Here is a 21,980-nt window from a genome sequence, read left to right as displayed (position 1 = left end):
CAGCGGAAGCGTGCTGAGACCGGGCCAGTGGCGAGGCGTTCGAGAAGCTTTGGACATGCTGTGACTCCAATGATGAAGATGGGGATCGGGCGCGGCAGGCATCGGCGATGGCGAGGCGAGCTCAGGACGCCACGACCGCCGCTTCCCCGCCCGGCTCGTCCGCCGTGCGCAACGCGCCGCGCCGGTCCAGCAGGTCGTAGACCACCGGGATCACCAGCAGGGTCAGCAGCGTGGACACCAGCAGGCCGCCGATCACGGTGATGGCCATCGGCGCGCGCACCTCGGCGCCTTCGCCGGAGGCCAGCGCCAGCGGCAGGAAGCCCAGCAGCGTGCACAGGGTGGTCATCACGATCGGCCGCAGGCGCGAGCGCGCGCCTTCCACCAGCGCCCGCCGCTTGGCCATGCCGCCCGCGCGCAGCTGGTTGACCGAGTCGATCAGGATGATGGCGTTCTTGGTCACCAGGCCGACCAGCAGGATCAGGCCGATGAACACCACTACCGACACCGGCGAGCCGCTCAGCTTCAGCGCCAGCACCGCGCCCACCAGCGCCAGCGGGATGGTGAACAGGATGACGAAGGGATGCAGCAGCGACTCGAACTGCGAGGCCATCACCAGATACACCAGGAACACCGCCAGCCCGAAGGCGAACAGCAGCGAGCGCACCGAATCGCCCAGCTCCTCGCCCTGCCCGCCGATACGCATCGACACGCCGGCGCCCAGCGGATGCGCGGCGGCCAGCGCCTGCACCTCGCGCACCGCACCGCCCAGGTCGATGTCCTTCAAACCGGCCGAGACGATCGCCACGCGGCCCTGGTCGGCGCGGTGGATCTCGCTGGGGCCGGTGGTGGCGATCACGTCGGCCACCGCGTCCAGGGTGACCGGCCGGCTGCTGGAGGGATTGACGATCAGCCGGCGCACGTCCTCGACCGAAGCGCGGTCAGACGCCTGGGCGCGTACCAGCACGTCGATCTTGCGATCGCGGAAGCTGTAGCGCGTGGCCACCTCGCCGCGCACCTTCTGCACCACCGCATCGGCGACCTGGCGCGTGGTCAGGCCCAGCGCGCCGGCGCGCTCCTGGTCGAAGCGGATCTGGATTTCGGGGAAGCCCTGCTCCACCGTCGAGCGCACATCGGTGTAGTGCGCATTGCCGCGCAGCAGCTGGGCCAGGCGCTGACCGGCGACCTCCAGCGTGGCCAGGTCCTGGCCGCGCAGCTCCACTTCCAGCGGCGTGGACAGGCTGAACAACGCCGGCCGCGCGAAATCGACCTGCGCTCCCGGCCAGGCCTGCATTGAGGCACGCAGCGCCTCGGTCTCGCGCGCCTCGATCTGCGGACTGCCGCCACCGGCCATGACCACGGTCAGCTTGCCGATGTTCTCGCCGCTCTCGGTCGGGTTGGCATCCAGCCGCGTGCCGCTGCCGCTGACGCCGAAGATGGCCGCCACGCCGGCGTCCTTGACGTGCTGTTCCTGCAGCGTGCGCAGCACCGCATCGGTGTCGCGCAGCGGCGTGCCCGGGGGCAGCTTGACCGTCATCTCGAAGCGGTCCTGCGCCAGCTGCGGGATCAGGTCGGTGCCCAGGGTCGGCACCAGCGCCGCGGTGCCGGCCAGCGCCAGCGCGGCCAGGCCCAGCACGCGCCACGGGCGGGCCAGCGCGGCCGGCAGCAGGCGCAGGTAGCCGCGCTCCAGCCAGCCGTAGGGCTTCATCGCCACCGCGCTCAGCCGGCGCATCAGCGGTGCGATCAGGAACACCGCGCCCCGCCCCAGCCTGACCACCAGCCAGGCCAGCCCGAACACCGCGCCGCGCACCGCCGCGCCGATGCCGCGGCCGCCCAACGCGAACGGCTTTTGCCAGCGCGCGTCGGGCTGCCAGCGCGGATGCGGCGCCTCGGTGGCGAAGCCCAGCGGCGCACGCCCGCGCAGCGAGCTCAGCATCGGGATCAGCGTCATCGCCACCACCAGCGAGATCGCGATCGCGATCGCCACGGTCAGCGCCTGGTCGCGGAACAGCTGGCCGGCGATGCCGTCGACGAACACCAGCGGCAGGAACACCGCGATCGTGGTCAGCGTCGAGGCCACCACCGCCATGCTCACCTCGCGCGTGCCGGCGATCGCCGCCTGCACGATCCCCAAGCCCCGCTCGCGCGCCTTGGCGATGCTCTCCAGCACCACGATCGAGTCGTCCACCACCAGGCCGGTGGCCAGCGCCAGGCCGCCCAGCGACATCACGTTGAGGCTCAGCCCCAGCCGGTCCATGAAGAAGAACGTGGCCACGATCGACACCGGCAGCGACAGGCCGATCACGAAGGTGCTCCAGCCATCGCGCAGGAACAGGAAGATCACCAGGATCGCCAGCAGGCCGCCGATCACCGCGTCGCGCTTGACCTCGCCGATGGCGTGTTCGATGAAGCGCGACTGGTCGTCCAGCGTGTCCAGGGAGACATCGGCAGGCAGCTGCGCGCGCAGGCGCTCCAGCCGCTGCGACAGCGCCTTGGCGGTGGCCACGGTGTTGGCGTCGCCCTCCTTGTAGATGGCCAGCTCCACCGCCTCGCGCCCGGCCAGGCGGATCACCGCCTCGCGTTCCTTGTAGCCCTGGCGCACGGTCGCCACATCGCGCAACCGCACCGGCATGCCGCCAGCGACGGCGGTGCTGCTGGAGGAAGACGCGCTCTGCACCAAGGCGGCGGCGGCGAGCACTTCGGCCGAGCCGCTGGAGGCGGCGATGGCGGCCATCTGCGCGGCCGCGCTGGCCGCGGCGTTGTCGCCGCCGCTGCGCGTGGTCAGCAGCAGGTCGCCGATGTCCTCCACGTTGCCGAACTGGTTGACCGTGCGCACCAGATAGCGCTGCGTGCCCTGCTCCAGGCGCCCGCCGGACAGGTTGACGTTCTCGGCCTTGAGCCGCTCGATCACGGTGGACAGCGGCATGTGCAGCTGGGCGAGCTTCTGCTGGTCGATGTCGACCTGCACCTCGTCCTCCAGGCCGCCGCCGACCTTGACCGCGGCCACGCCGCTGACCGGCTCCAGTTTCTTCTTCAGGTCCTCGTCGGCGAAGCGACGCAGCGCCACCAGCTGCCGCTGCGCGGCCAGCGCGTCATCGGCCGGCACCTTGGCCGACAGCGCCAGGCGCATGATCGGCTCGGTGGACGGATCGAAACGCAGCAGCACCGGCGCGCTGGCCTCCAGCGGCAGCTGCAGCGCCTCCAGCTTGTCGCGCACCTCCAGTCCGGCCTGGTCCATGTTGGTGCCCCAGGCGAACTGCAGCACCACATCGCTCTGCCCGGTGCGCGAGACCGAGGTCAGCCGGCGCAGGTTCTTGACCACGCCCACCGATTCCTCGACGGGCTCGGACAGCAGCGTCTCGATCTCGGCCGGCGCCGCGCCGGTGTACTCGGTGCGCACCGTCAGCGTCGGATAGCTCAGGTCCGGCAGCAGGTTGACCTTCAGGCTGCGCAGGGCGATGACGCCGAACAGCAGCAGCGTCACCGTCACCATCGCCACCGTCACCCGGCGCCGCACCGCCAGGGCGACCAGGCCGCCGCCGGCGCCGGTCTCGTCGTGCGCGTGCTCCCCATTCCCCGTGTGCATCGCGACGTCCTCAGCGCTTGCCGGCCAGCGCGATCTGCGTCGCCGGCGCCGGCGGAGCCTCGATCACCGTCACCGCGCTGCCGTCGCGCAGGGCGACCTTGCCGGCGGTCACCACCGCATCGCCCACCTTGAGCCCCTTGCGGATCTCGACCCAGGCGCCATCGACATAGCCCGGCTCGACCGCGGTGCGCACCGCCTTTCCGGCGCGCACCAGGTAGACCGCCGGATCGCCATCGTCCAGCAGCGCCGCGCGCGGGATCACCAGCGCGTCGGCACGGTGGTCGTATTCGATCCGCAGCCGGCCGAACATGCCGGCCTGCAGCTGGGTGCCGCCTTCGAACGCGCACACCACGCGGAAGGTGCCGCTGCCGGCGTCCACCACCGGCGCGACGCGATCGACCTTGCCGGTGAACGACTTGCCCGGCAGCGCATCGGCCTGCAGGGTCACCGGCTGGCCGGCGCGCAGCGTGGCCAGTTCGCGCTCGGGCACGTTGAGCGTGGCCTCCAGCCGCGAGCGATCCACCAGGCGGATGATCGGCGTGTTGATCTGCACGAAGTTGCCCGGCTTGATCGAGCGCGAGGCGACCACGCCGGAGATCGGCGCCACCACCGTGGTGTAGGACAGCTCCAGCCGCGCCAGGCGGTTCTGCGCGCGCATGTTCTCCAGGTCGTAGCGCAGCTGGTCGACGTCGTTGGCGCTGATCATCTGCTGGTCGACCAGCTTCAGGGCGCGCTGGTAATTGTTCTCCAGCTTGCGCATCTGCGCCTCGGTCTGCGCCACCGACAGCCGCGCGCGGTCGGCGTCCAGACGCACCAGCGGCTGGCCCGCCCGGACCTCCTGCCCCTCCTCCACCAGCACCGCCAGGGCCACGCCGGAGCTCTTGGCGATGACCTGCGACTCGGCGCGCGGCTCCAGCGTGGTGGTGCCGGCGTAGCTGGCGGCCACGGCGCGATGGGTGGCCTTGACCGCTTCCACCGGCACGGCGTCGGCCGCTTTTTCCTTGTCCTTGCTCTTGTCGGCCTTGGCGTCGGTGGCCTTGGGGTCGGCACCCTGCGCGCTGCCGCAGCCGGGCAAGGCGGTGATCAGCGCCAGCGCGAGGGCGGCGGCGCCCAGGACGGTGGCGGGACGGGCATGGGCGGACTTGGACATGGCGATGCGTCGCTGTTGGTGTTGTAGGCAACTACACCACCAAAACAACAACTCGCCATGCGCCGAAGGTCATGGTGACCTGTGTCCTTGATCGCCCATCCCACCGCACGCGCGCCGACAGCGCGGCACCGCGCGAATCGTGCGTAAGTTGTTGCGCTGCGGCATTTTTTCCGCTGTCGCGCGCTTGCCGGAGACGCTGAACGGCAGGCTATACTCGCCGCAAGCCAAGCGCCGCGGATGGGACGGGGCGCGCGCGAATCCCGGAACACGACATGACGCGATCGTTGTTGCTCGCCGCCTGTTTTGCCCTGCTGTACGCCGGCGTGTCCGGCACGGGCCAGGCCCGCCAGGACGCCCCGGCCCCGGCCGCTGCCCCGACTCCCGCACCCGCCGCCGTCGCCGCCCCGCGCGGCAACGCCGCCGCCGGCAAGCAGCTGTCCTATACCTGCCAGGGCTGCCACGGCGTCATCGGCTACAAGAATGCCTACCCCAACTACCACGTGCCGCGCATCGGCGGGCAGTCGGCCGAGTACCTGGCCCAGGCCCTGACCGAGTACAAGGCGGGCAAGCGCAAGCATCCGACGATGCAGGCCCAGGCCCAGAGCTTCTCCGACCAGGACATCGCCGACCTGGCCGCCTACCTGTCCAGCCTGAAGTAAGCCGACCATGCGCACCGCCTTCGCTACGCGTCTGACCTTCGCCCTGGCCGCCGCCCTGGCGCTGGGCGCCTGCACCAAGCTCGAGTCCACCGACACCGCCGCGGCCGATCCTGGCCATGCCAGCGGCGAGCACGGCAGCGCCTCCTCGGCCGGCCTGCCGCCGGGCAACATCGCCGCCGGCGAGAAGAAGTCGCAGGAAAAGGGCAAGGCCACCGGCCAGAGCTGCATCGACTGCCATGGCGCCGAAGGCGACAAGCCGATCGCGGCCACCTACCCGCATCTGGCCGGCCAGTACGCCGACTACCTGGCCCACGCTCTGCAGGCCTATCGCGCCGGCGATCGCCAGCACGCGCTGATGACGCCGCAGGCCAAGGACCTGAGCGATCAGGACATCGCCAACCTGGCCGCCTACTTCTCCTCGCGCAAGGGTGAGCTGCGGGACTTGCACGGGTTGGATTGAGGGTCTGGCGAGGCGCGGGTCTGCAAGATCTGGACTTAAGCCCTAGGCGAGCTGCGCGATCTGTACGGCCAAGTTGAGTTCCAGGGTGGCTACGCGACCTGAGCAGGACAGGTTGAAAGCTCCGAGGGCAATGCAACCGGTTGAGCCCCGTTTCGCCGGAATGGTTGGCACCAGCCCGCGGTCACGACGGGCGCAGTCCGCTCCCAGGGCGCCTGGCGTCTGGCCTAAACGCCGCCGATAAACCCGCTACCGTCATTCCCGCGAAGGCGGGAATCCAGCGGCTTTAGCGAGACGCGACAAAGACCTGTGGCTCCGCCTTCGCGTGATGCGGGTTTCGCGAGCCGTTCCGCTTTGTCGGGAGCGAGAGCAAAAAGCAAAAGCACCCCTCCCCAACCCTCCCCTTCGCCTTCGGCGAAAGGGAGGGGGCAGAAGCGCTTGGCGCTGTGGTTCCACGCGCGAAGCGCACGACCATGGACTTCGGCGGGCGAGGCGTTTGGCTCTTGAGTTCCATAAGCCAAGCGCTCAGCAGTGGACTCACGCTCCGTGACAAGCGGTGCGACAGCTCGCGACCTGGTGCCCCCTCCCTCGCGCGAAGCGCAGGGGAGCTCGAAATCGCGGCTAGCGATTGAGGGGGAGGGGGCGGGGCTTTCCCGATCAACGCTCAGCCATCAGGCACCATCGCTGTTCCCGAGAACATGGGAACCAGCAGCTTCGAGCGACGAAATCTTTCGTGAGAGCGACCGCCTTTAGGCTCCCCGCCCCTCAACTCCCCACCGGAATCGGATTGCGCTTGACCGGGATGTCCGGCGGCGGCCGCGCCGTGGCGGGGTGGTCGTTGAGGTTGGGGTCGTAGACGCCGCAGGCGCCGCCGGCCTGCAGGATCGACACCACGCACTTGATGCGCTTGGACGTGCCGGGAATCGGGATCTCCAGGTCCTGGATGCCGGCGCGGACCCAGTCCTGCAGCAGGGTGCCGCCGGGCATCCAGTACTTGTCGAACATCGTCGGCTCGTAGCCGAACGCCGGACGGTCCAGCCAGGTGCCGGCGTTGTTCGCATCGATCTTGGCCTGCTGGCGCGAGCCCGGCGCGCCGGGGCGGTCCGAGCGCCCGCTGCCTGACGCATCCGGCACCTTGACGCTGCCATCTGCGTTGAACAGCCCCTGCAGGCCCTGCCCCGCGCTGCCCTGATTACCGGCCTGCGCGTTGCGCGAGGCGCCCCAGTCGTCGGCGCGCGTCTGGCCCGGCGTGCCCCACTCGTCCGCGGCACGTGCACCCGCGCCCGGGCTGCTGGCCTGACTGCCGGCGGTCTGGCCGCCCTGCACCGGCGACGGCGGCGCGCCGCTGTTGGTGGCCGTGTTGGAGGCTTGCTGGCCGGTCTCGGCCGCCGCTTGGCTGGCGCGCTCGGCCTGGCCCTGCTGGGCCTGCGGGCTGCCGGCGTTGGCCGCGCTGGATGCGGCCTCCGCAACGGACTGGGCCGGCGCGGCCGGTGCGGGGGCCGCCGGCATCGGGATCTCGCGCACGCGGGCCTGGGCCGGAGTCGAGGCCGGCAGCTGCACCGGCGCCGGCTCGGGGCTGCGCAGAGCCTGCAGCGCCGGCGCCTGCACCTGGGACACCGGCTCGGGATTGGGGATCTCGCGCTGGCGCACCTGTGTGGGCGGCGCGGCCGGCGCCGGCAGGTCGACCGCGCGCGGGGCGACCTGTTGCACGGCCACGGGCTGCTGGGTCTGCACCGTCTCCACCTCGCGCACGCGCGCGGCCGGCGGCTGCCACTGCACCTGGGGCGCGGGCAACTGCACCTGTGGCGGCGTGGTCGGCGGCAGGATGAAGGTCTGGGTCGGCTGCGCGGTCTCGGTCACCTGCAGCGGCTGTTCGACCGGCGGCGTCGGCGGCGCTGGGGTTTCGGGCTGCGGCGGGGTGGCCGGCTGCTCGGCCACCTGCGGCGGCGTGGGCGTGGGCGTGGGCGGAGACGGAGCCGCCTGCGCCGGCGCGGGCTTGGCGGGCGCTGGCGCGGCGGCCTCGGGCCTCGCCGCCGCACGCGCGGGCCGGCTCGCGCCGCGCGGCGCGGCCGCGGCGGCCTGCTGCGCGCCAAGCGAGGGCGGCTGCGGCCCCGAGCCACCGCCCTCGCCCGGCGTGCCGCGCCCGATGAAGGTCAGCTGCACGCGGCTGCCGTCTTCCTCGGTCGGCGTCGGCGGCAGCGCCATCAGGCTGACGAAGATCAGCAGCGCCAGGAACGCCAGGTGCAGCAGCAGGCTCCCCAGCCGCCCGACCCAGCGGATCCAGCGCTCTTCGCGCGGCGGCGCCTCGCCGTGCTGCCAGTGCAGCGACCACGCGGCCTGCCAGCGGTTCATCGGCCGCGCCACTGGCGCCGTGCGCGGGCGTGCGGCCGCGGCGGCCACCAGCGCCTCGACCGGGGCCCGGCTCAGCGGACCGGCCTGCGCCGGCCGGTTGCGCAGCCAGATGCCCCAGCCGTGCGGCAGGCCGGTGCGTTTTTCCAGAATGGGCGCCGGCCTGCGCTGCAGGAGGGCGGCGATGATCTCGGTGGCAGTCGTCACCGGATGCGGACGGATCAGGCCGCGTCGCGCGGCATGTACGGCGCCTGGCCGCTGTCGTGGTCGGTGGCGTCACGCACCGCGGTCACGCCCGGCACGCGCGTCAGCAAGGTCTTCTCGATGCCCTGCTTCAGGGTGACATCGGCCATGCCGCAGCCGTGGCAGCCGCCGCCGAAGCGCAGGAACACCACGCCCTCGCCCGTCACTTCCTCCACCGCCACGCGGCCGCCGTGCGAGGCCAGCTGCGGGTTGACCTCGTGCTCGACCACCCAGCGCACGCGCTCGACCAGCGAGGCGCCCTCGGCCGGCGCCTTGCCCTTGATGTGCGGCGCCTTGATCGTCAGCTGGCTGCCGGCGCCCTGGGTGACGAAGTCGATCTCGGCATCGTCCAGCCACGGCACGCTGGCCGCGTCCACGTACAGGGTGAAGCCTTCGCAGTCCACGGCCCACTCGTCGCCGGCCAGTTCGCGCGGTTCGGCGAACTCCAGCCGCGCGTCGGCGCGCGGGGTGCCCGGATCGACCGCACTGAGCCGCACGCCCAGGCCGGGCGAGGCCTCGCGCTCGATCAGCTTGCGGAAATGGTGCTGGGCGGTCTCGGAGATCTGGATCATGCGGCGTATTCTAGCGGTCTGCCCGCGCACCGGTCAGAACGGAATGGTCACGCGCGGGAATGCTACGTTCCCCGCGCCACCTGCAGGAGCCCCCGATGTCCGACCTCGTCCCCCTGGCCGCCGCGCACTGCCTGCCGCGCAGCGGCAGCGAGCACCGCCTCAGCCAGGCGCGCATCGCCGAGCTGCTGCCGCAGCTGCCCGGCTGGGAGCTGGCCGAACAGGACAAGGCGCTGGTGCGCACCTTCCGCTTTCCCGACTATTACCGCACGCTGGCCTTCGTCAACGCGCTGGCCTACATCGCCCACGCCGAGGACCATCATCCGGACCTGGGCGTGCACTACGACCGGGTGGTGGTGCGTTTCTCCACCCACGACGTGGGCGGCCTGAGCGAGAACGACTTCATCTGCGCCGCCAAGGCGCAGGCACTGGAACCCGACGCATGAACACCCACACCGTTTCCCGTCCGCTGCGCCTGCTGGCGCTGTCGTGTTTCGCCGTGCTGGCGGCCGCTTGCGGCGAGCAGGCCGCGCCCGAGGCCACCGCCCCGGCCGCCACCGAGCTGACCGCGCTGCAGACCCCGCCGCCGCAGTACCCGCTGGAGGCCGCGTGCAGCGGCCACGGCGGGGTCTCCACGCTGAAGGTCACCGTCGGCACCGCCGGCACGCCGACCGAGGTGGTGGTGGCCAAGGGCAGCGGCAACGCGGCGCTGGACGATGCGGCGGTGGCCGCGGTCAAGCAATGGACCTTCAAGCCGGCCACGCGCGGCGGCCAGCCGGTGGCGCAGACCCTCAACGTGCCGGTGAACTTCCCCGCCCCGCAGGTGCGCCCGGACGCCTGTTTCTCGCTGGACGAGAAGGCCAAGACCCAGGCGCAGTGAGCGACCGGCGCCCGGCATCGCGTTCCGGGTGAATCGCGGTTGGCGCGGCACGTGCCGAAATGCGTGACTGCTCCTGAAGGAAGGACCGTCATTCCCGCGAACGCGGGAAGTGCTTCTCGGCAGACACATGTCTGACGATCCAGCGCCTTTGGCCGCTCCGTGTGAAAGCCACTGGGTTCCCGCCTTCGCGGGAACGACGACGGAGGCATCAGCGGCGATCAGCCTCCGCGGCCGCGCAGCGGCTCGACGCCGGTCATATTGGCCCCGGCCAGGCGCATCAGCTCGATGAAGCGCTGCAGCTTGGCCGGCTGGTGCCGCGCCGGCGGATAGACCAGGTGCACCGGCAGCGGGGTGGCGCGCCAGTCCGGGGCCAGGTGCAGCAGCCGACCCGCGGCGACGTCCTCGGCCACCAGCCAGGCCGAGGCGATGCACGCCCCCAGCCCGGCCAGCGCCGCGGTGCGCAGCGCATGCAGGCTGTCGGTGCTCAGCCTGGGCCGGATCGGGAAATGGCACTGCCGCCCGTCCTGGCGATGGGTCAGGCTGATGTCGTTGCGGTAGAACAGGTTGATCGCCAGCCAGGGCAGCGCGCGCAGGGTCTCGATCACATCGGGCGCCTCGCGCCCTTCCAGCAGTTCCGGCGCGCCGACCACGATGCGTGGCACCTCGGCGATCTGCACCGCCACCACCGAGGGATCCATCACGGTGCCGACGTGGATGGCGCAGTCGATGTTGTCGGCGACGAAGTCCGGCTCGCGCTCGTGCAGCAGCCAGTCCACCGAGACCTGCGGATAGCGGCGCAGGTAGTCGGCCATCGGCTCCATCAGCTGGCGCTGGCCGAAGGCGTGCGGCACCACCACGCGCAGCAGGCCCTGCGGGGCCTGGCCGGCGCCGCGCAGGTCGTCTTCCAGGGCCTGCCAGTCCTGCAGCAGGTCGCGGGCCTTGTCGTAGCAGCGCGCGCCGTCTTCGGTCAGCGTCATGGCGTGGGTCGAACGGCGCAGCAGCTTGAGCCCGAGCAGGCGCTCGAGCGCCTGCAGCCGCCGGCTGACGGTGGGCTGGCTGGCGCCGAGCTGCGCGGCGGCGGCCGACAGGCTGCCGGCCTCGACAATGCGGACGAAGGTCTGCATCAGCTCGAGGCGGTCGGTTCCGGTGGAAATCGGCTCTTGCATACGCCCGACGCATAGGCATTGTGTCGGCGCGCAGGCTACCACGCGCGCCGGACGGCCCGGAGAATACCGCGCACCCCACCTTGCAGCCGCTCTACGCCATGACTCACATTCAATATCCGCATGAAGCGCCAGGCCACACCGGCCTGCCGCGCCGGCTGGTGCTGCTGCTGGCGATCGGCGCCGGCATGAGCGTGGCCTCGCTCTACTACAGCCAGCCCATGCTCGGCGTGCTGGCCGGCGACCTGCACGCCAGCGCCCAGACCGCCGGCCTGGTGCCCACGCTCAACCAGCTCGGCTATGCGCTGGGCATCCTGCTGTGCGCGCCGCTGGGCGATCGTTACGACCGCCGCCGGGTGATCCTGGCCAAGTGCGGCCTGCTGGCGCTGGCGCTGGCCATCGGCGGCCTGGCGCCGGGCATGACCACGCTGCTCTGCGCGAGCCTGGCGATCGGCCTGACCGCCACGGTGGCGCAGGACTTCGTGCCCGCCGCCGCCACGCTGGCGCGGATCGAACACCGTGGCCGCATCGTCGGCACGGTCATGACCGGCCTGTTGCTGGGCATCCTGCTTTCGCGCGTGGGCAGCGGCCTGATCGCCGGAATCTGGGGCTGGCGCGCGGTCTACCTCATCGCTGCCGTGGGCATGGTCCTGGTCGGGCTGGCCTCGGCGCGCTGGGTGCCGCGCTTCGAGCCGACCACCACGGTGGGCTATGGCGCGCTGCTGGCCAGCCTGGTGCCGCTGTGGCGCGCCCATCCGGCGCTACGCCGCGCCACCTGGGCGCAGGCGACGCTGGCGGTCGGCTTCAGCGCGTTCTGGTCGACGCTGGCGGTGATGCTGCAGGACGCGCCCTTCCACCTGGGCAGCGCGGTGGCCGGCGCGTTCGGCCTGGCCGGTGCGGCCGGCGCGCTGATGGCGCCGATTGCCGGCCGCATCGCCGACCGGCGCGGCCCGGGGTTGGTTACCCGCCTCGGCGCCGGGCTGGCGGCGGGCGCGTTCGCGCTGATGCTGGCCGGGCCACTGCTGCCGATGCACGGCCAGCTGGCCCTGCTGGTGGTGGGCACGATCGGCTTCGACCTGGGCGTGCAGGCCACGCTGGTCTCTCACCAGACCATCGTCTACGGCATCGATCCTGGGGCGCGCAGCCGGCTCAATGCGGTGTTCTTCACCGGCATGTTCATCGGCATGGCCAGCGGTGCGGCCTTGGGCAGCGTGCTGATGCAGCACCTGGGCTGGCCGGGCGTGCTGGGCCTGGCGGTGCTGACCTCGCTGCTGGCGCTGGCGATCCGGCTCGGCGCGCACCGCGATGCGGCGGCGGCCGGACGTTGCGCGCACGTCAACGCCGCGCCGCCGCTTCACCACGAAGCATGAGCATCGCGCGCGGCAGGCTGGGGCCACACCCCTCCTGGAGACCCGCATGTCCACCTCGCCGCAAGAGCTCGAAGCCGCCTTCTGGAAGGCCCTCAAGTCCGATCGCACCGTGATGCTGGGGCTGGAGGGCATCGAAGACGGCCATACCCGGCCGATGACCGCGATGATCGAGGGCGACGAAGGTGGCCCGGTCTGGTTCTTCACCTCCATCGACAATGCGATGGTGCAGCAGCTGGGCTCGGGCCACCGCGCGATCGCCGCCTTCGCCGCCAAGGACCACGACCTGTTCGCTAGCGTGCGCGGCACGCTAGTGCTGGATACCGACCGCGCGGTCGTCGATCGCCTTTGGAATCCCTTCATCGCCGCCTGGTACGAGGGCGGCAAGGACGATCCCAAGCTGGCCCTGCTGCGCCTGGATCCGGACCAAGCCGAGATCTGGAAGAACGGCTCCAGCCTGCTGGCCGGGCTGAAGCTGCTGCTGGGGCGCGACCCCAAGCGCGACTATGCCGACAAGGTCGCCAAGGTCAATCTGGCCTGACGCCCCGCACGACGCGCCGCAGCGGATGCTGCGTCGCGTCGTGACCCGTCTCCGGGGCGGGCGGATAGTCGGCTGAACCAGGACCGCGCCGGTCCTGCTTCGCCAGCCGCCCGCCCGCTTCCGGAGATCCGCATGAAAGCCGTGATCGCTCTGCTCGCCGCCGTCGTCCTGCTCGCCATCGGCATCCCGCTCTCGCGCGCCATCAGCAATGGCGAAGAACACACCATCACCCGCACGCTGGATCCGGATGCGCCGCGCCCCGTGCGCGAGACCGCCAAGCCGCGTCCGGCGCAGGTCAGCCACGCCGACACCGATCCCAAGCCGGCCGCCGCGCCGCGCTAGCCCGTCCGATCCAGTCGCAGCGCGCCATGGCGGCGCTCAGGGGGCGCATGTGCGCACCGCACGCGACTGGGTAAACTGTGGCAATGCAACATCGCCGCCCGCCTCAGGGCGGCGTCTTTTTTTGGTTTACAAAACAATCGTCTAGGATACGTTTCGCAAGGATTGGTCGAAGTCTTGGCCTGCGCGGATTGGAGCCCTTCCCCATGATTTTCGAAACCCTCGACACCTCCGGCCACGAACAGGTCGTGTTCTGCCACAACCCCGATATCGGGCTGAAGGCGATCATCGCCGTCCACAGCACGGTGCTGGGTCCGGCGTTGGGCGGGGTGCGCATGCGTCCCTACCCCGATACCGAGACGGCGCTGACCGATGCGCTGCGGCTGAGCCGCACGATGACCTACAAGAACGCCCTGGCCGGCCTGAATGTCGGCGGCGGCAAGGCGGTGATCATCGGCGACCCGAGCCAGGACAAGGCCGAGGCGCTGTTCCGCATGTTCGGCCGCTATGTCGATTCGCTGGGCGGGCGCTACATCACCGCCGAGGACGTGGGCACCGACGTCAACGACATGGAGCATGTCTACCGCGAGACCGAATACGTGGTCGGCGTACACCAGGTGCACCGCGGCTCGGGCGACCCGGCGCCGTTCACCGCCTACGGCGCGCTGCAGGGGCTGATGGCCGCGCTGAACCGCCGGTTCGGCAACGAGGAGATCGGCAAGTACAGCTATGCCGTGCAGGGCCTGGGGCATATCGGCATGGAGTTCGTGAAGCTGCTCAAGGAGCGTGGCGCCAAGCTGTTCGTCACCGACCTCAATCCGACGCTGGTGGCGCGCGCGGTCGAGGAATACGGCGCCGAGGCGGTGGCGCCCAACGAGATCTACGACATTCCCGCCGACGTGTTCTCGCCGTGCGCGCTGGAGGGATCGATCAACCACGAGACCCTGCCGCGCCTGCGCGCCAAGATCATCTGCGGCACGGCCAACAACCAGATGTCGCACGTGGTCGGCGAGGAAGCCATGCGCCGCGGGATCCTGTACGCGCCCGACTATGCGGTCAACGCCGGCGGGGTGATGAACGTCTCGCTGGAGATCGACGGCTACAACCGCGAGCGCGCCATGCGCCTGATGCGCAACATCTATCACAACGTCGGGCGCGTCTTCGATCTGGCCGAGAAGGAGCGGATCGCCCCCCAGTACGCCGCCGACCGCATCGCCGAGGCGCGCATCGCCTCGATCGGCAAGCTCAAGCTGCCGCTCGGCCGCACCGCCCCGCGCTACATGGGCCAGCTGCGCGGCGACCACTGAGCCGCACCAGGGCCGAAAACGAGAACGGGCGCCATCAGGCGCCCGTTCTGCTTTGCGTGACACTTAGAAGCTGGTCATGACGGTCGGGCCCGTGTCGGCGACTCAGAACCCCACGCTGTACCGCACCGATCCCACCGACTCGCTCCCGCGCGCGCCGAAGCGCTGGTCCAGGCCGAAGGACAGGCGCTGGTTGGGGCGCAGCGCGGCCTCCAGCGAGAAGCCGGCCCAGCCGCCCGAGGCCGCCGCGTCGCCGCCCGGGATCGCGCCCCAGGCGTCGATGCCGACGAAACGCGCCTGCCGCGAGAACCCGCTGGCCGACAGCACCGACTGCCATTCCAGATGGCCCGACAGCGACAGCTCCATCGACGCCAGCGACAGCGCCCGCTCCAGGCGTAGCCCGGCGATGGCCTGGGCGCGGCTGGCGTGGCTGGCCGCCGCGGCCAGGCCGAAGCCGGCCGCACCCTGCTCGCTGAAGGCATCGCGCGCCAGGCTGGCGTAGTCCGCCCCCAGGTACGGGGTGAGCGTGCCCAGGCCGGTGCGCAGCGGCACGCCGGCTTCCATGCCGGCAAAGCGCATCTCACCGTCGTAGCGCGCATCGACGCCGTAGGCCGCGTCGCCCAGATAGACCGAGCGGCGCAGGTCGCGGCGGAACTGGCCCACGCCGAACTGCGCCAGCGCATAGCCGGCCTGCCCGCGATGGGCCAGATAGGCCTGCACATGGGTCTGGCGGTCCTGGCCGGCGTCGCCGAGCGTATCGCGCACGCTGTTGGTGTCCATCTGGCCCACGGCCAGGCCCGAGGTCCAGCCCGGCGCCAGGGTCACGTCCTGGCCGGCGATCCAGCCCGACAGATCCAGCCCGGCGGTCGCGCCCAGGCCCGAGGCCTGGCGCCCATCGAACGCCTGGTACCAGCCGTCCGCGCTCGCCCCGCCCTGCGCCACGTGCGCGGCCAGCGCACGCCGGCGCAGATCGAGCAGATCCAGAGTGACGCCGTCGGCCGCCGCATGCGCGCGGCCGGACAGGCTCTCCAGCGAACGCGCGGCCGCCGCGCTGGACGAGGTGCGCAGGAAATCCCCGGCCAGCGACGCCATCGCGCCGCTCTGGGCCTGCTGCTGCGCGTCGAGCTGGGTCAGCGCCGCGTCCACGCGCTGTGCGGCGCCGACCGACGCGGCGCTCATGCCCATCGCGCTGGCGGTGGCGGTGATGTCCAGCCGAGTGATGTCCAGGTACGCCTGGGTGCTGCTGAAGCCCAGCGACGCCTGCAGGAACACGTTCGAGGCCGAGCTCAGCCCGGAGAAGGTGCCGTTGATGGCACTGGCGTCGACCACCGTCTCGCGCGCGCTGCGCACGTAGCCGCTGGCCATGCCCATCACCTTGAGCATGCCGCCCAGGTTGGCGGTGCCATCGACCTGCAGCGGCGTGCCGATCTGGAACTCCAGCGTGGCGCCGGAGGACTGGGTGAAGTCGCCCTCGATCCGCCGCGCGCCCGCCGCGCCGGTGAAGGCGACCGTGCCGTCGTTGCGCAGCGCGCCGCCTACGCCGCCGCCGGTGTTCAGTCGCGCGCCTGCGGCCACGCTGGCGCTGCCCGGGATCGCGCCGCTGGACAGCAGCGCGCCCTGGCTGACGCGGGTCTCGCCCAGGTAGCTGTTCTGCCCGCTCAGGTTGAGCGTGCCGGAGCCGGACTTGGTGATGCCACCGTCGCCGCTGATCGCGTTGGACCAGGTCGAGGTGCCGTCGAAGGACACCGCCACATCGCCCCAGTCCAGCCGCGCCGGCCCGTTGACCGCCTTGCCGACATTCAACAGGCCGTAGCCGAACACCGGATCCACCCCCGCCGCGCCCAGGTCGGTGGCCGTGCCCAGCAGGGTCTGCCGGACCAGGTCATTGGAGAAGTAAGGAAAGGCCTGCCACACCAGCGCCGCGGCGCCGGAGACCTGCGGGGTGGACAGCGAGGTGCCGGTCCACTCCCAGTAGCTGGGCGCGGTCGGGCCGTCGTTGGTGCCGGTGGTGATCACCTTGCCCGGCGCAACCAGACAGTAATGCATGGCCACGCCGCAGGCGTTGGAATACGAGGCCAGCTGGGTCGGGTTGTCGGTGTCCAGCGCCGCCACCGCCAGCCAACCGATCTCCAGGTCGGCCGCCGGTAGCGTGTTGTTCGGGCCGGGCTTGCTCGGCATGGCGGCCGTGTCGGTCGGCTGGGCCTTGCCGTCGTTGCCGGTGGCGAACACCACGATGCCGCCGTTCTGCACGACGAAGGGCCGGTACTCGGCGGCGATGGGCGCGGTGGCGGTCAGGTCGGTCCAGTACACCCCGCCCCAGGAGTTGTTCATCACCTTGACCCCGCGCGCGATCAGGTCCTGGTGCACCTGCGCCAGGCCCAGCGCGCCGCTGGTCGAATTGCCGTTGCCCGAGCCGTCGTCGGTCGGCTCCTTGTCCGAGATGATCCGCGCCGAGACGATGCTCGCCCCCGGCGCGATGCCGCCCGGCCAGGCGCCGAAGGCCCGGCCGGCGGCGATCTGCGCCACGGCCGTGCCGTGGCCGACCACGTCGTCCTTGGTCAGATCGTTGGAAGACCCGCTGACATAAGTGAGGTTGGCGGTGACCCGTGGCGACAGCGCCGGATGGCTGCGGTTGACGCCGGTATCGACGATGCCGATCACCACACCGGTGCCGGTGAAGCCTGCGGCGTGCGCGGCGTCGGCATGGGTGAGGCTCAGATGCTTGGAATAGGTCGGATCCGGCGTGGTCACCACCGGCGCGGGGGTCGTGGTGGGCGGTGGTGTCGTCGATGGCGGATTCGACTTGACGCCCCCGCCCTTGCCGCCGCAGGCGCTCATCACCGCGCACGCCAGCACGTTCAGCACCAGCATCCGGCCCGCAGGCCGCCCCGACCTCGCTCCCTGTCCCCGCATCGCACCCGCTCCCCGGATGGCGCACCCCTGCGCCTGTCCGGCGCAATCTAGCGCAACTGCGGCGGCGCAGGTGGGCTTGTGTCTGCAGAACGCACGTTCACTTTGACGGCCCACACGGCACCTCGGCGCCTGAGGCAAGCGGCCAATGGTCGGGGTGTGCCGCCGCGAGCGCCCCGGAGGATAATGGGGAACTCTTTGGTTCCTCAGGACAGGCTCTCCATGAGCGACATCGTCATCGCCGCCGCCAAGCGCACCGGCATCGGTTCTTTCCTCGGCCAGTTCACCGGCATGCCCACGCCGCAACTGGGCGCCAGCGTCATCGCCGCGGCGCTCGAGCAGGCCGGCGTGCCGGCGCAGGACGTGGACGAAGTCATCATGGGCTGCGTGCTGCCGGCCAACCTGGGCCAGGCGCCGGCGCGCCAGGCGGCGCTGGCCGCCGGCATCCCGCAGTCCACCGGCGCGACCACCATCAACAAGGTGTGCGGCTCGGGCATGAAGGCGATCATGCTGGCGCACGATCTGGTCAAGGCCGGCTCGGCGCGCGTGGTCGTGGCCGGCGGCATGGAGTCGATGAGCAACGCCCCGCACATGATCCCCAACTCGCGCACCGGTAACCGCTTCGGCGATTTCAAGGCGATCGACCACATGGCCTGGGACGGTCTGACCAATCCCTACGACGGTCAGGCGATGGGCGTGTTCGCCGAAGCCACCGTGGAAAAGTATGGCTTCAGCCGCGAGGAGCAGGACGCCTTCGCGATCGAATCGGTCAAGCGCGCGCAGGCCGCGCAAGCCTCCGGCGCTTTCGATGCCGAGATCGTGCCGTTCAAGATCGCCACGCGCAAAGGCGAAGTCACCGTGAGCAGCGACGAGCAGCCGGGCAAGTCGGACATCGGCAAGATCCCCTCGCTCAAGCCGGCCTTCAAGAAGGACGGCACGGTCACCGCCGCCAGTTCGTCGAGCATCTCCGACGGCGCGGCCGCCACCGTGGTGTTGAGCGCCGAGGACGCCGCCAAGCGCGGCCTGCAGCCGCTGGCGCGCATCGTCGCCCATGCCACGTTCTCGCAGCAGCCGGAGTGGTTCACCACCGCGCCGGTCGGCGCGATCCAGAAGGTGCTGGAGAAGGCGGGCTGGTCGGTGCAGGACGTGGATCTGTTCGAGATCAACGAAGCCTTCGCCGTCGTGGCGATGGTGCCGATCAAGGAACTGGGCATCCCCCACAGCAAGGTCAATGTGCATGGCGGCGCCTGCGCGCTGGGCCATCCGATCGGCGCTTCGGGCGCTCGCCTGGTCGTCACACTGCTCAACGCCCTGCGCGTGCAGGGTATGCGCCGTGGGATTGCCACGCTGTGCATCGGCGGCGGCGAAGCCACGGCCATCGCGGTCGAACTGCTCTGAAGACGTTTTCTGTTTTAACGCCAAGTTGACGAATCTGAGCCATACGCCCGCGAATGCTTGACAGTGGAAAACGGATTGTCATGATGTCGCCCGGCGCGCAACTGCGCGTTGCCAAACTAATCGACGAGGATTTACCAATGAGCATCAACAAGACGCTGATCGCGCTGGCAATGGGCCTGGCCCTGGCTGCTTGCTCGAAGCCGGAACAGGCTGCCGACGCCGCCACCGACGCGCAGCAGGCTGCCACCGAGGCCCAGGCTGCCGCCGACACCGCCGCTTCGACCCCGACCGCCGACGCTGCCCAGGCTGCTGCCGACACCGCCGCGACCGCCGCCAACACCGCCGCTGACGCTGCCGCCAACGCTGGCGCCGCGACCACGGACAAGGCTGCCGACGCTGCTGCCGACGCCGCCGAGGCTGCCAAGGACACCGCGCAGGACGCCGCTGACGCTGCGAAGTCCGCCGGTCAGGACGCCGAGAAGAAGTAATCCGCGCTTTGCCGATGGTTCGCCATCGGCAATCGGATTCGAGAAGACCGCCGGGCAACCGGCGCTCTTTTTTTGTGCTCGATGGGATTGCGGGGCAAAGCGGTGAACGTACCTCGCAGCGGCCTGTCCCCAGCCTGGTCGAGGTTCTGCGCTGATCGATCAGGACTGCTTTCGACATCAAGCCGACTGGCTCGACACGCCAGGCAACGGCGCAGCGGTCGGCGACCACGACGAGTGACGCGATACACCGCGCTTCAAGTCATTGCCAAGGTGCGTTGATCGAAGGAAAGGCCGACACCGCGCCCCGTATCGCCGCCCCTCCGACCCATCAATCCCGAGCGCCAGGATCCTTCGATCAAGAAAAAGAACATTTTTGTAAGGAACGGCCCTACATGGCGTTGACATGCGCCTTCGTAGGCTCGCCGCGTCGTGAATGCCGGTGTCCGTGACACCCGCAGACTTCGCGCCACACCATCCATCTTCTTTCGTTGAGGGGAACGCCATGACCAACAAGTTCAACATCGTGCTGATCGCTTCCGTCCTGGCGCTGGGCGCCTGCTCGCAGCAGACCCAGGACCGCGCCGCCGCCACCGCCGACAGCGCCGCGGCCGATGCCTCGGCTGCCGCGGACAAGGCTGCTGCCGCGGCCGACAACGCCGCCGACAAGGCCGCCGCCGCCACCGACGCCGCTGCCGACAAGGCCGCCGTTGCCGCCGACAATGCCGCGGCCGCGGCCAGCAACGCCGCCGAGAAGGCCGAGAACGCGACGCAGGCCGCTGCGGCCGACGCCGCCGCCGCCGTGTCCGAAGGCGCCAACGCCACCGCCGACAAGGCGGCCGAGGTCTCCAAGGACGCGCGCGAGGCTTCCAAGAAGTAAGCCGCTTCCGCACGCTGCAGTACCGGAAAAGGCCCGCGCGAGCGGGCCTCTTTCTTTGGTTGCTCGCCGACGTGCCGAGCCGGTGAAAGCCGTTTCGCCTACTAGCCTCAGGCCGCTAGGCGCGGCTCCTCTCGGCTAGGTCCGCCATCTAGGATCAGCGCTCTGATGGAGGTTCCCACCGCCTCATGCTCCGGTGGGAGCCGCCATGGCGGCGATGAGGCTCTATCGGGAAAGCCCCATCGCCGCCATGGCGGCTCCCACGGGGAAGGGGCGGCATTCTATGTGTGCGCTGTCCTGGCCCGCTCTCCGCCTGGCCCGCCAGATCGAGGCCCACAGCGGATCAGGCCTCCTTTCGACTTTCGACCCGAAGCCCTCTGACGTGACACGCGCAGCAGCGGGCCGGCGGGCGGTGGCCGCGCCTAGCGAGGCAGGACGCCGAGCGCCCGAATCAGGGCAGGATGCCCTGATTGAGGGAGAAGCGGCCACCGCCCGCCGGACCGCTGCCCAAACCGAAGCCGCACGCTCGACCACCGCAATCCTCCAATCGGAAGAACGGCTTCCTCTTGCTACGTCCCAGCGGGCCGAGTCGACCTGGAAGCGGCCCACCCGCAGTTTCCGAATGGCTTGTGAGTCGCTGACGAACCTGCCCCCGCTCCTTGCATTTGCCCCAACACCCAGGACATGCAACGCTCCGGCACGGCCGTCCGACGGGCGGTTTGGTGAGACCAGTCACAGCGCCTGTGCGGCGCAAGCCGCGATAGTCGCGTTTCCCCCGACAGGAGACCCTGCGACATGTCCATGTGGAAAGATCCGCTGTCCAGCAAGAAGGACGCCCCGCCGGCCCCGGTCATCGAGCCGTCCCCGCCGCCGGCGGCCAGCGCCGAGCCCGTCGCGCCCACCCCGCTGACCAGCGCCCCGAGCCCCGCCTCGGCGTCCACCGCCCAGTCGGCCGGCCGCGAACGCAAGGAATCGCTGATCGCCTCGGACCTGACCATCGAGGGCAAGATCGAGGGCAGCGGTCACGTGCGCATCGCCGGCCGCTTCAAGGGCGATGTCAATGTGCAGGGCGACCTGACCATCGAACACGGCGCCAAGCTGTCCGGCGGCGTCAAGGCCAGCAAGATCACCATCGCCGGCGAGCTGGAAGGCAATATCGAGGCGGCCAAGCACGTCGAACTGCTGGCCTCCGGCGCCCTGACCGGCGACGTCAAGTGCGGCACGATGACCGTGGCCGCCGGCGCCCGCATGCGCGGCCAGGCCGACTTCGGCTGGGACGGCAGCGAGAAGCAGCACGACGCGGCGTGAGCACCCAGCGCCCCGGCACGGCAGGCGCCACCCGCGCCTGCCCGCATTGCAAGGCGATGATCCTGGAGACCGCGGCCGTGTGCCCGTCGTGCAAGCATCACCTGCGCTTCGACGACTCGGCCACCGCGGCCCGGCGCGAGGTGCAACGCGTGGTGCCGCTGATGGTCCAGGGCACCGTCAACCATCCGGCCGACGCCGCCACGGCCTACGAATACACCGCGGTGATGGTGATCAGCGACGAACAGGGCCGCGAGATCGACCGCCACGTGGTCGGCGTCGGCGCCCTGCGACCGGGCGAACAGCGCACCTTTTCGCTGGCGGTGGAGATGTTCCCGCACAGCGGCGGCCAGGCGCCGCGCGGGAAGCGCCGCCTGTCCTGAAGGTGTTGCATCCGGCTG

General features: G+C 70.8%; 18 protein-coding genes and 1 pseudogene. 13 read left to right on the top strand and 6 right to left on the bottom strand.

Annotation, left to right across the window (positions count from 1 at the left end; genetic code table 11):
* Positions 1–178: 178 nt before the first annotated feature.
* Together MWN52_RS09035 and MWN52_RS09030 are read right to left on the bottom strand one after the other, a co-directional pair.
* Positions 179–3,583, bottom strand: a pseudogene (locus tag MWN52_RS09035) (efflux RND transporter permease subunit); the annotation flags it as partial.
* Between the two features lie 10 nt (positions 3,584–3,593).
* Positions 3,594–4,733 (bottom strand): efflux RND transporter periplasmic adaptor subunit, encoded by a 1,140-nt coding sequence (locus MWN52_RS09030; RefSeq protein ID WP_286577533.1) that lies wholly within the window; start codon positions 4,731–4,733, stop codon positions 3,594–3,596.
* A gap of 272 nt (positions 4,734–5,005) precedes the next feature.
* On the opposite strand from MWN52_RS09030, the gene MWN52_RS09025 reads away from it, so the two are divergent.
* Positions 5,006–5,392, top strand: a complete 387-nt coding sequence (locus tag MWN52_RS09025) for a c-type cytochrome (RefSeq protein ID WP_130531287.1) — start codon at positions 5,006–5,008, stop codon at positions 5,390–5,392.
* A gap of 7 nt (positions 5,393–5,399) precedes the next feature.
* A complete protein-coding gene (locus MWN52_RS09020) occupies positions 5,400–5,852 on the top strand; it encodes a c-type cytochrome (protein WP_130518693.1) in 453 nt (150 codons plus the stop codon).
* Positions 5,853–6,614: 762 nt separating this feature from the next.
* Here MWN52_RS09020 and MWN52_RS09015 read toward each other — a convergent pair.
* Together MWN52_RS09015 and MWN52_RS09010 are read right to left on the bottom strand one after the other, a co-directional pair.
* Complete coding sequence (locus tag MWN52_RS09015) at positions 6,615–8,405, bottom strand: transmembrane repetitive protein (protein WP_286577532.1); 1,791 nt, start codon at positions 8,403–8,405, stop codon at positions 6,615–6,617.
* A 14-nt stretch (positions 8,406–8,419) separates the two neighbouring features.
* Entirely contained in the window at positions 8,420–9,013 is a 594-nt protein-coding gene (locus MWN52_RS09010; protein WP_130518698.1) for an NfuA family Fe-S biogenesis protein, read from the bottom strand.
* 95 nt (positions 9,014–9,108) lie between these two features.
* On the opposite strand from MWN52_RS09010, the gene MWN52_RS09005 reads away from it, so the two are divergent.
* Both MWN52_RS09005 and MWN52_RS09000 read left to right on the top strand, forming a co-directional pair.
* Positions 9,109–9,456 carry a 4a-hydroxytetrahydrobiopterin dehydratase gene (locus MWN52_RS09005; RefSeq protein WP_130518700.1) on the top strand — a complete coding sequence of 116 codons (348 nt, stop codon included), beginning with the start codon at positions 9,109–9,111 and terminating at the stop codon, positions 9,454–9,456.
* Entirely contained in the window at positions 9,453–9,890 is a 438-nt protein-coding gene (locus tag MWN52_RS09000; RefSeq protein ID WP_286577531.1) for an energy transducer TonB, read from the top strand. The genes MWN52_RS09005 and MWN52_RS09000 overlap by 4 nt, the downstream gene beginning before the upstream one ends.
* Positions 9,891–10,108: 218 nt before the next feature.
* Here the strand turns inward: MWN52_RS09000 and MWN52_RS08995 are convergent, their stop codons facing one another.
* Positions 10,109–11,014: a LysR substrate-binding domain-containing protein gene (locus MWN52_RS08995; RefSeq protein WP_286577530.1), complete on the bottom strand. Its 906-nt coding sequence runs from the start codon at positions 11,012–11,014 to the stop codon at positions 10,109–10,111.
* A gap of 140 nt (positions 11,015–11,154) precedes the next feature.
* On the opposite strand from MWN52_RS08995, the gene MWN52_RS08990 reads away from it, so the two are divergent.
* From MWN52_RS08990 to MWN52_RS08975, 4 genes are all read left to right on the top strand, one after another.
* Positions 11,155–12,423 carry an MFS transporter gene (locus tag MWN52_RS08990; protein ID WP_286577529.1) on the top strand — a complete coding sequence of 423 codons (1,269 nt, stop codon included), beginning with the start codon at positions 11,155–11,157 and terminating at the stop codon, positions 12,421–12,423.
* A gap of 46 nt (positions 12,424–12,469) precedes the next feature.
* Complete coding sequence (locus MWN52_RS08985; RefSeq protein WP_130518709.1) at positions 12,470–12,961, top strand: pyridoxamine 5'-phosphate oxidase family protein; 492 nt, start codon at positions 12,470–12,472, stop codon at positions 12,959–12,961.
* 132 nt (positions 12,962–13,093) lie between these two features.
* On the top strand, positions 13,094–13,303 hold the full coding sequence (locus tag MWN52_RS08980) for a hypothetical protein (protein WP_130522435.1): 210 nt from the start codon (positions 13,094–13,096) through the stop codon (positions 13,301–13,303).
* A gap of 203 nt (positions 13,304–13,506) precedes the next feature.
* A complete protein-coding gene (locus MWN52_RS08975) occupies positions 13,507–14,607 on the top strand; it encodes a Glu/Leu/Phe/Val dehydrogenase dimerization domain-containing protein (RefSeq protein WP_286577528.1) in 1,101 nt (366 codons plus the stop codon).
* Positions 14,608–14,709: 102 nt separating this feature from the next.
* On the opposite strand, the gene MWN52_RS08970 is transcribed toward MWN52_RS08975, so the two are convergent.
* The gene (locus MWN52_RS08970) at positions 14,710–17,475 is read right to left on the bottom strand and encodes an autotransporter serine protease (RefSeq protein WP_286577527.1); all 2,766 of its coding nucleotides are present in this window, start codon (positions 17,473–17,475) and stop codon (positions 14,710–14,712) included.
* Positions 17,476–17,736: 261 nt separating this feature from the next.
* On the opposite strand from MWN52_RS08970, the gene MWN52_RS08965 reads away from it, so the two are divergent.
* From MWN52_RS08965 to MWN52_RS08945, 5 genes are all read left to right on the top strand, one after another.
* Positions 17,737–18,912 (top strand): thiolase family protein, encoded by a 1,176-nt coding sequence (locus MWN52_RS08965; RefSeq protein WP_286577526.1) that lies wholly within the window; start codon positions 17,737–17,739, stop codon positions 18,910–18,912.
* A 137-nt stretch (positions 18,913–19,049) separates the two neighbouring features.
* Positions 19,050–19,400, top strand: coding sequence for a hypothetical protein (locus MWN52_RS08960; protein WP_130518717.1), 351 nt, complete (start codon positions 19,050–19,052; stop codon positions 19,398–19,400).
* A gap of 502 nt (positions 19,401–19,902) precedes the next feature.
* Positions 19,903–20,277 (top strand): hypothetical protein, encoded by a 375-nt coding sequence (locus tag MWN52_RS08955; protein ID WP_130518719.1) that lies wholly within the window; start codon positions 19,903–19,905, stop codon positions 20,275–20,277.
* Between the two features lie 792 nt (positions 20,278–21,069).
* Positions 21,070–21,582, top strand: a complete 513-nt coding sequence (locus tag MWN52_RS08950; RefSeq protein WP_286577525.1) for a bactofilin family protein — start codon at positions 21,070–21,072, stop codon at positions 21,580–21,582.
* Positions 21,579–21,962 (top strand): hypothetical protein, encoded by a 384-nt coding sequence (locus tag MWN52_RS08945; protein WP_286577524.1) that lies wholly within the window; start codon positions 21,579–21,581, stop codon positions 21,960–21,962. The genes MWN52_RS08950 and MWN52_RS08945 overlap by 4 nt, the downstream gene beginning before the upstream one ends.
* Positions 21,963–21,980: the final 18 nt, after the last annotated feature.

This window comes from Pseudoxanthomonas winnipegensis, assembly GCF_030322905.1.
In the GTDB taxonomy this organism is placed as follows: Bacteria; Pseudomonadota; Gammaproteobacteria; order Xanthomonadales; family Xanthomonadaceae; genus Pseudoxanthomonas_A; species Pseudoxanthomonas_A winnipegensis.
This window is presented reverse-complemented; position numbering and strand designations above follow the sequence as displayed.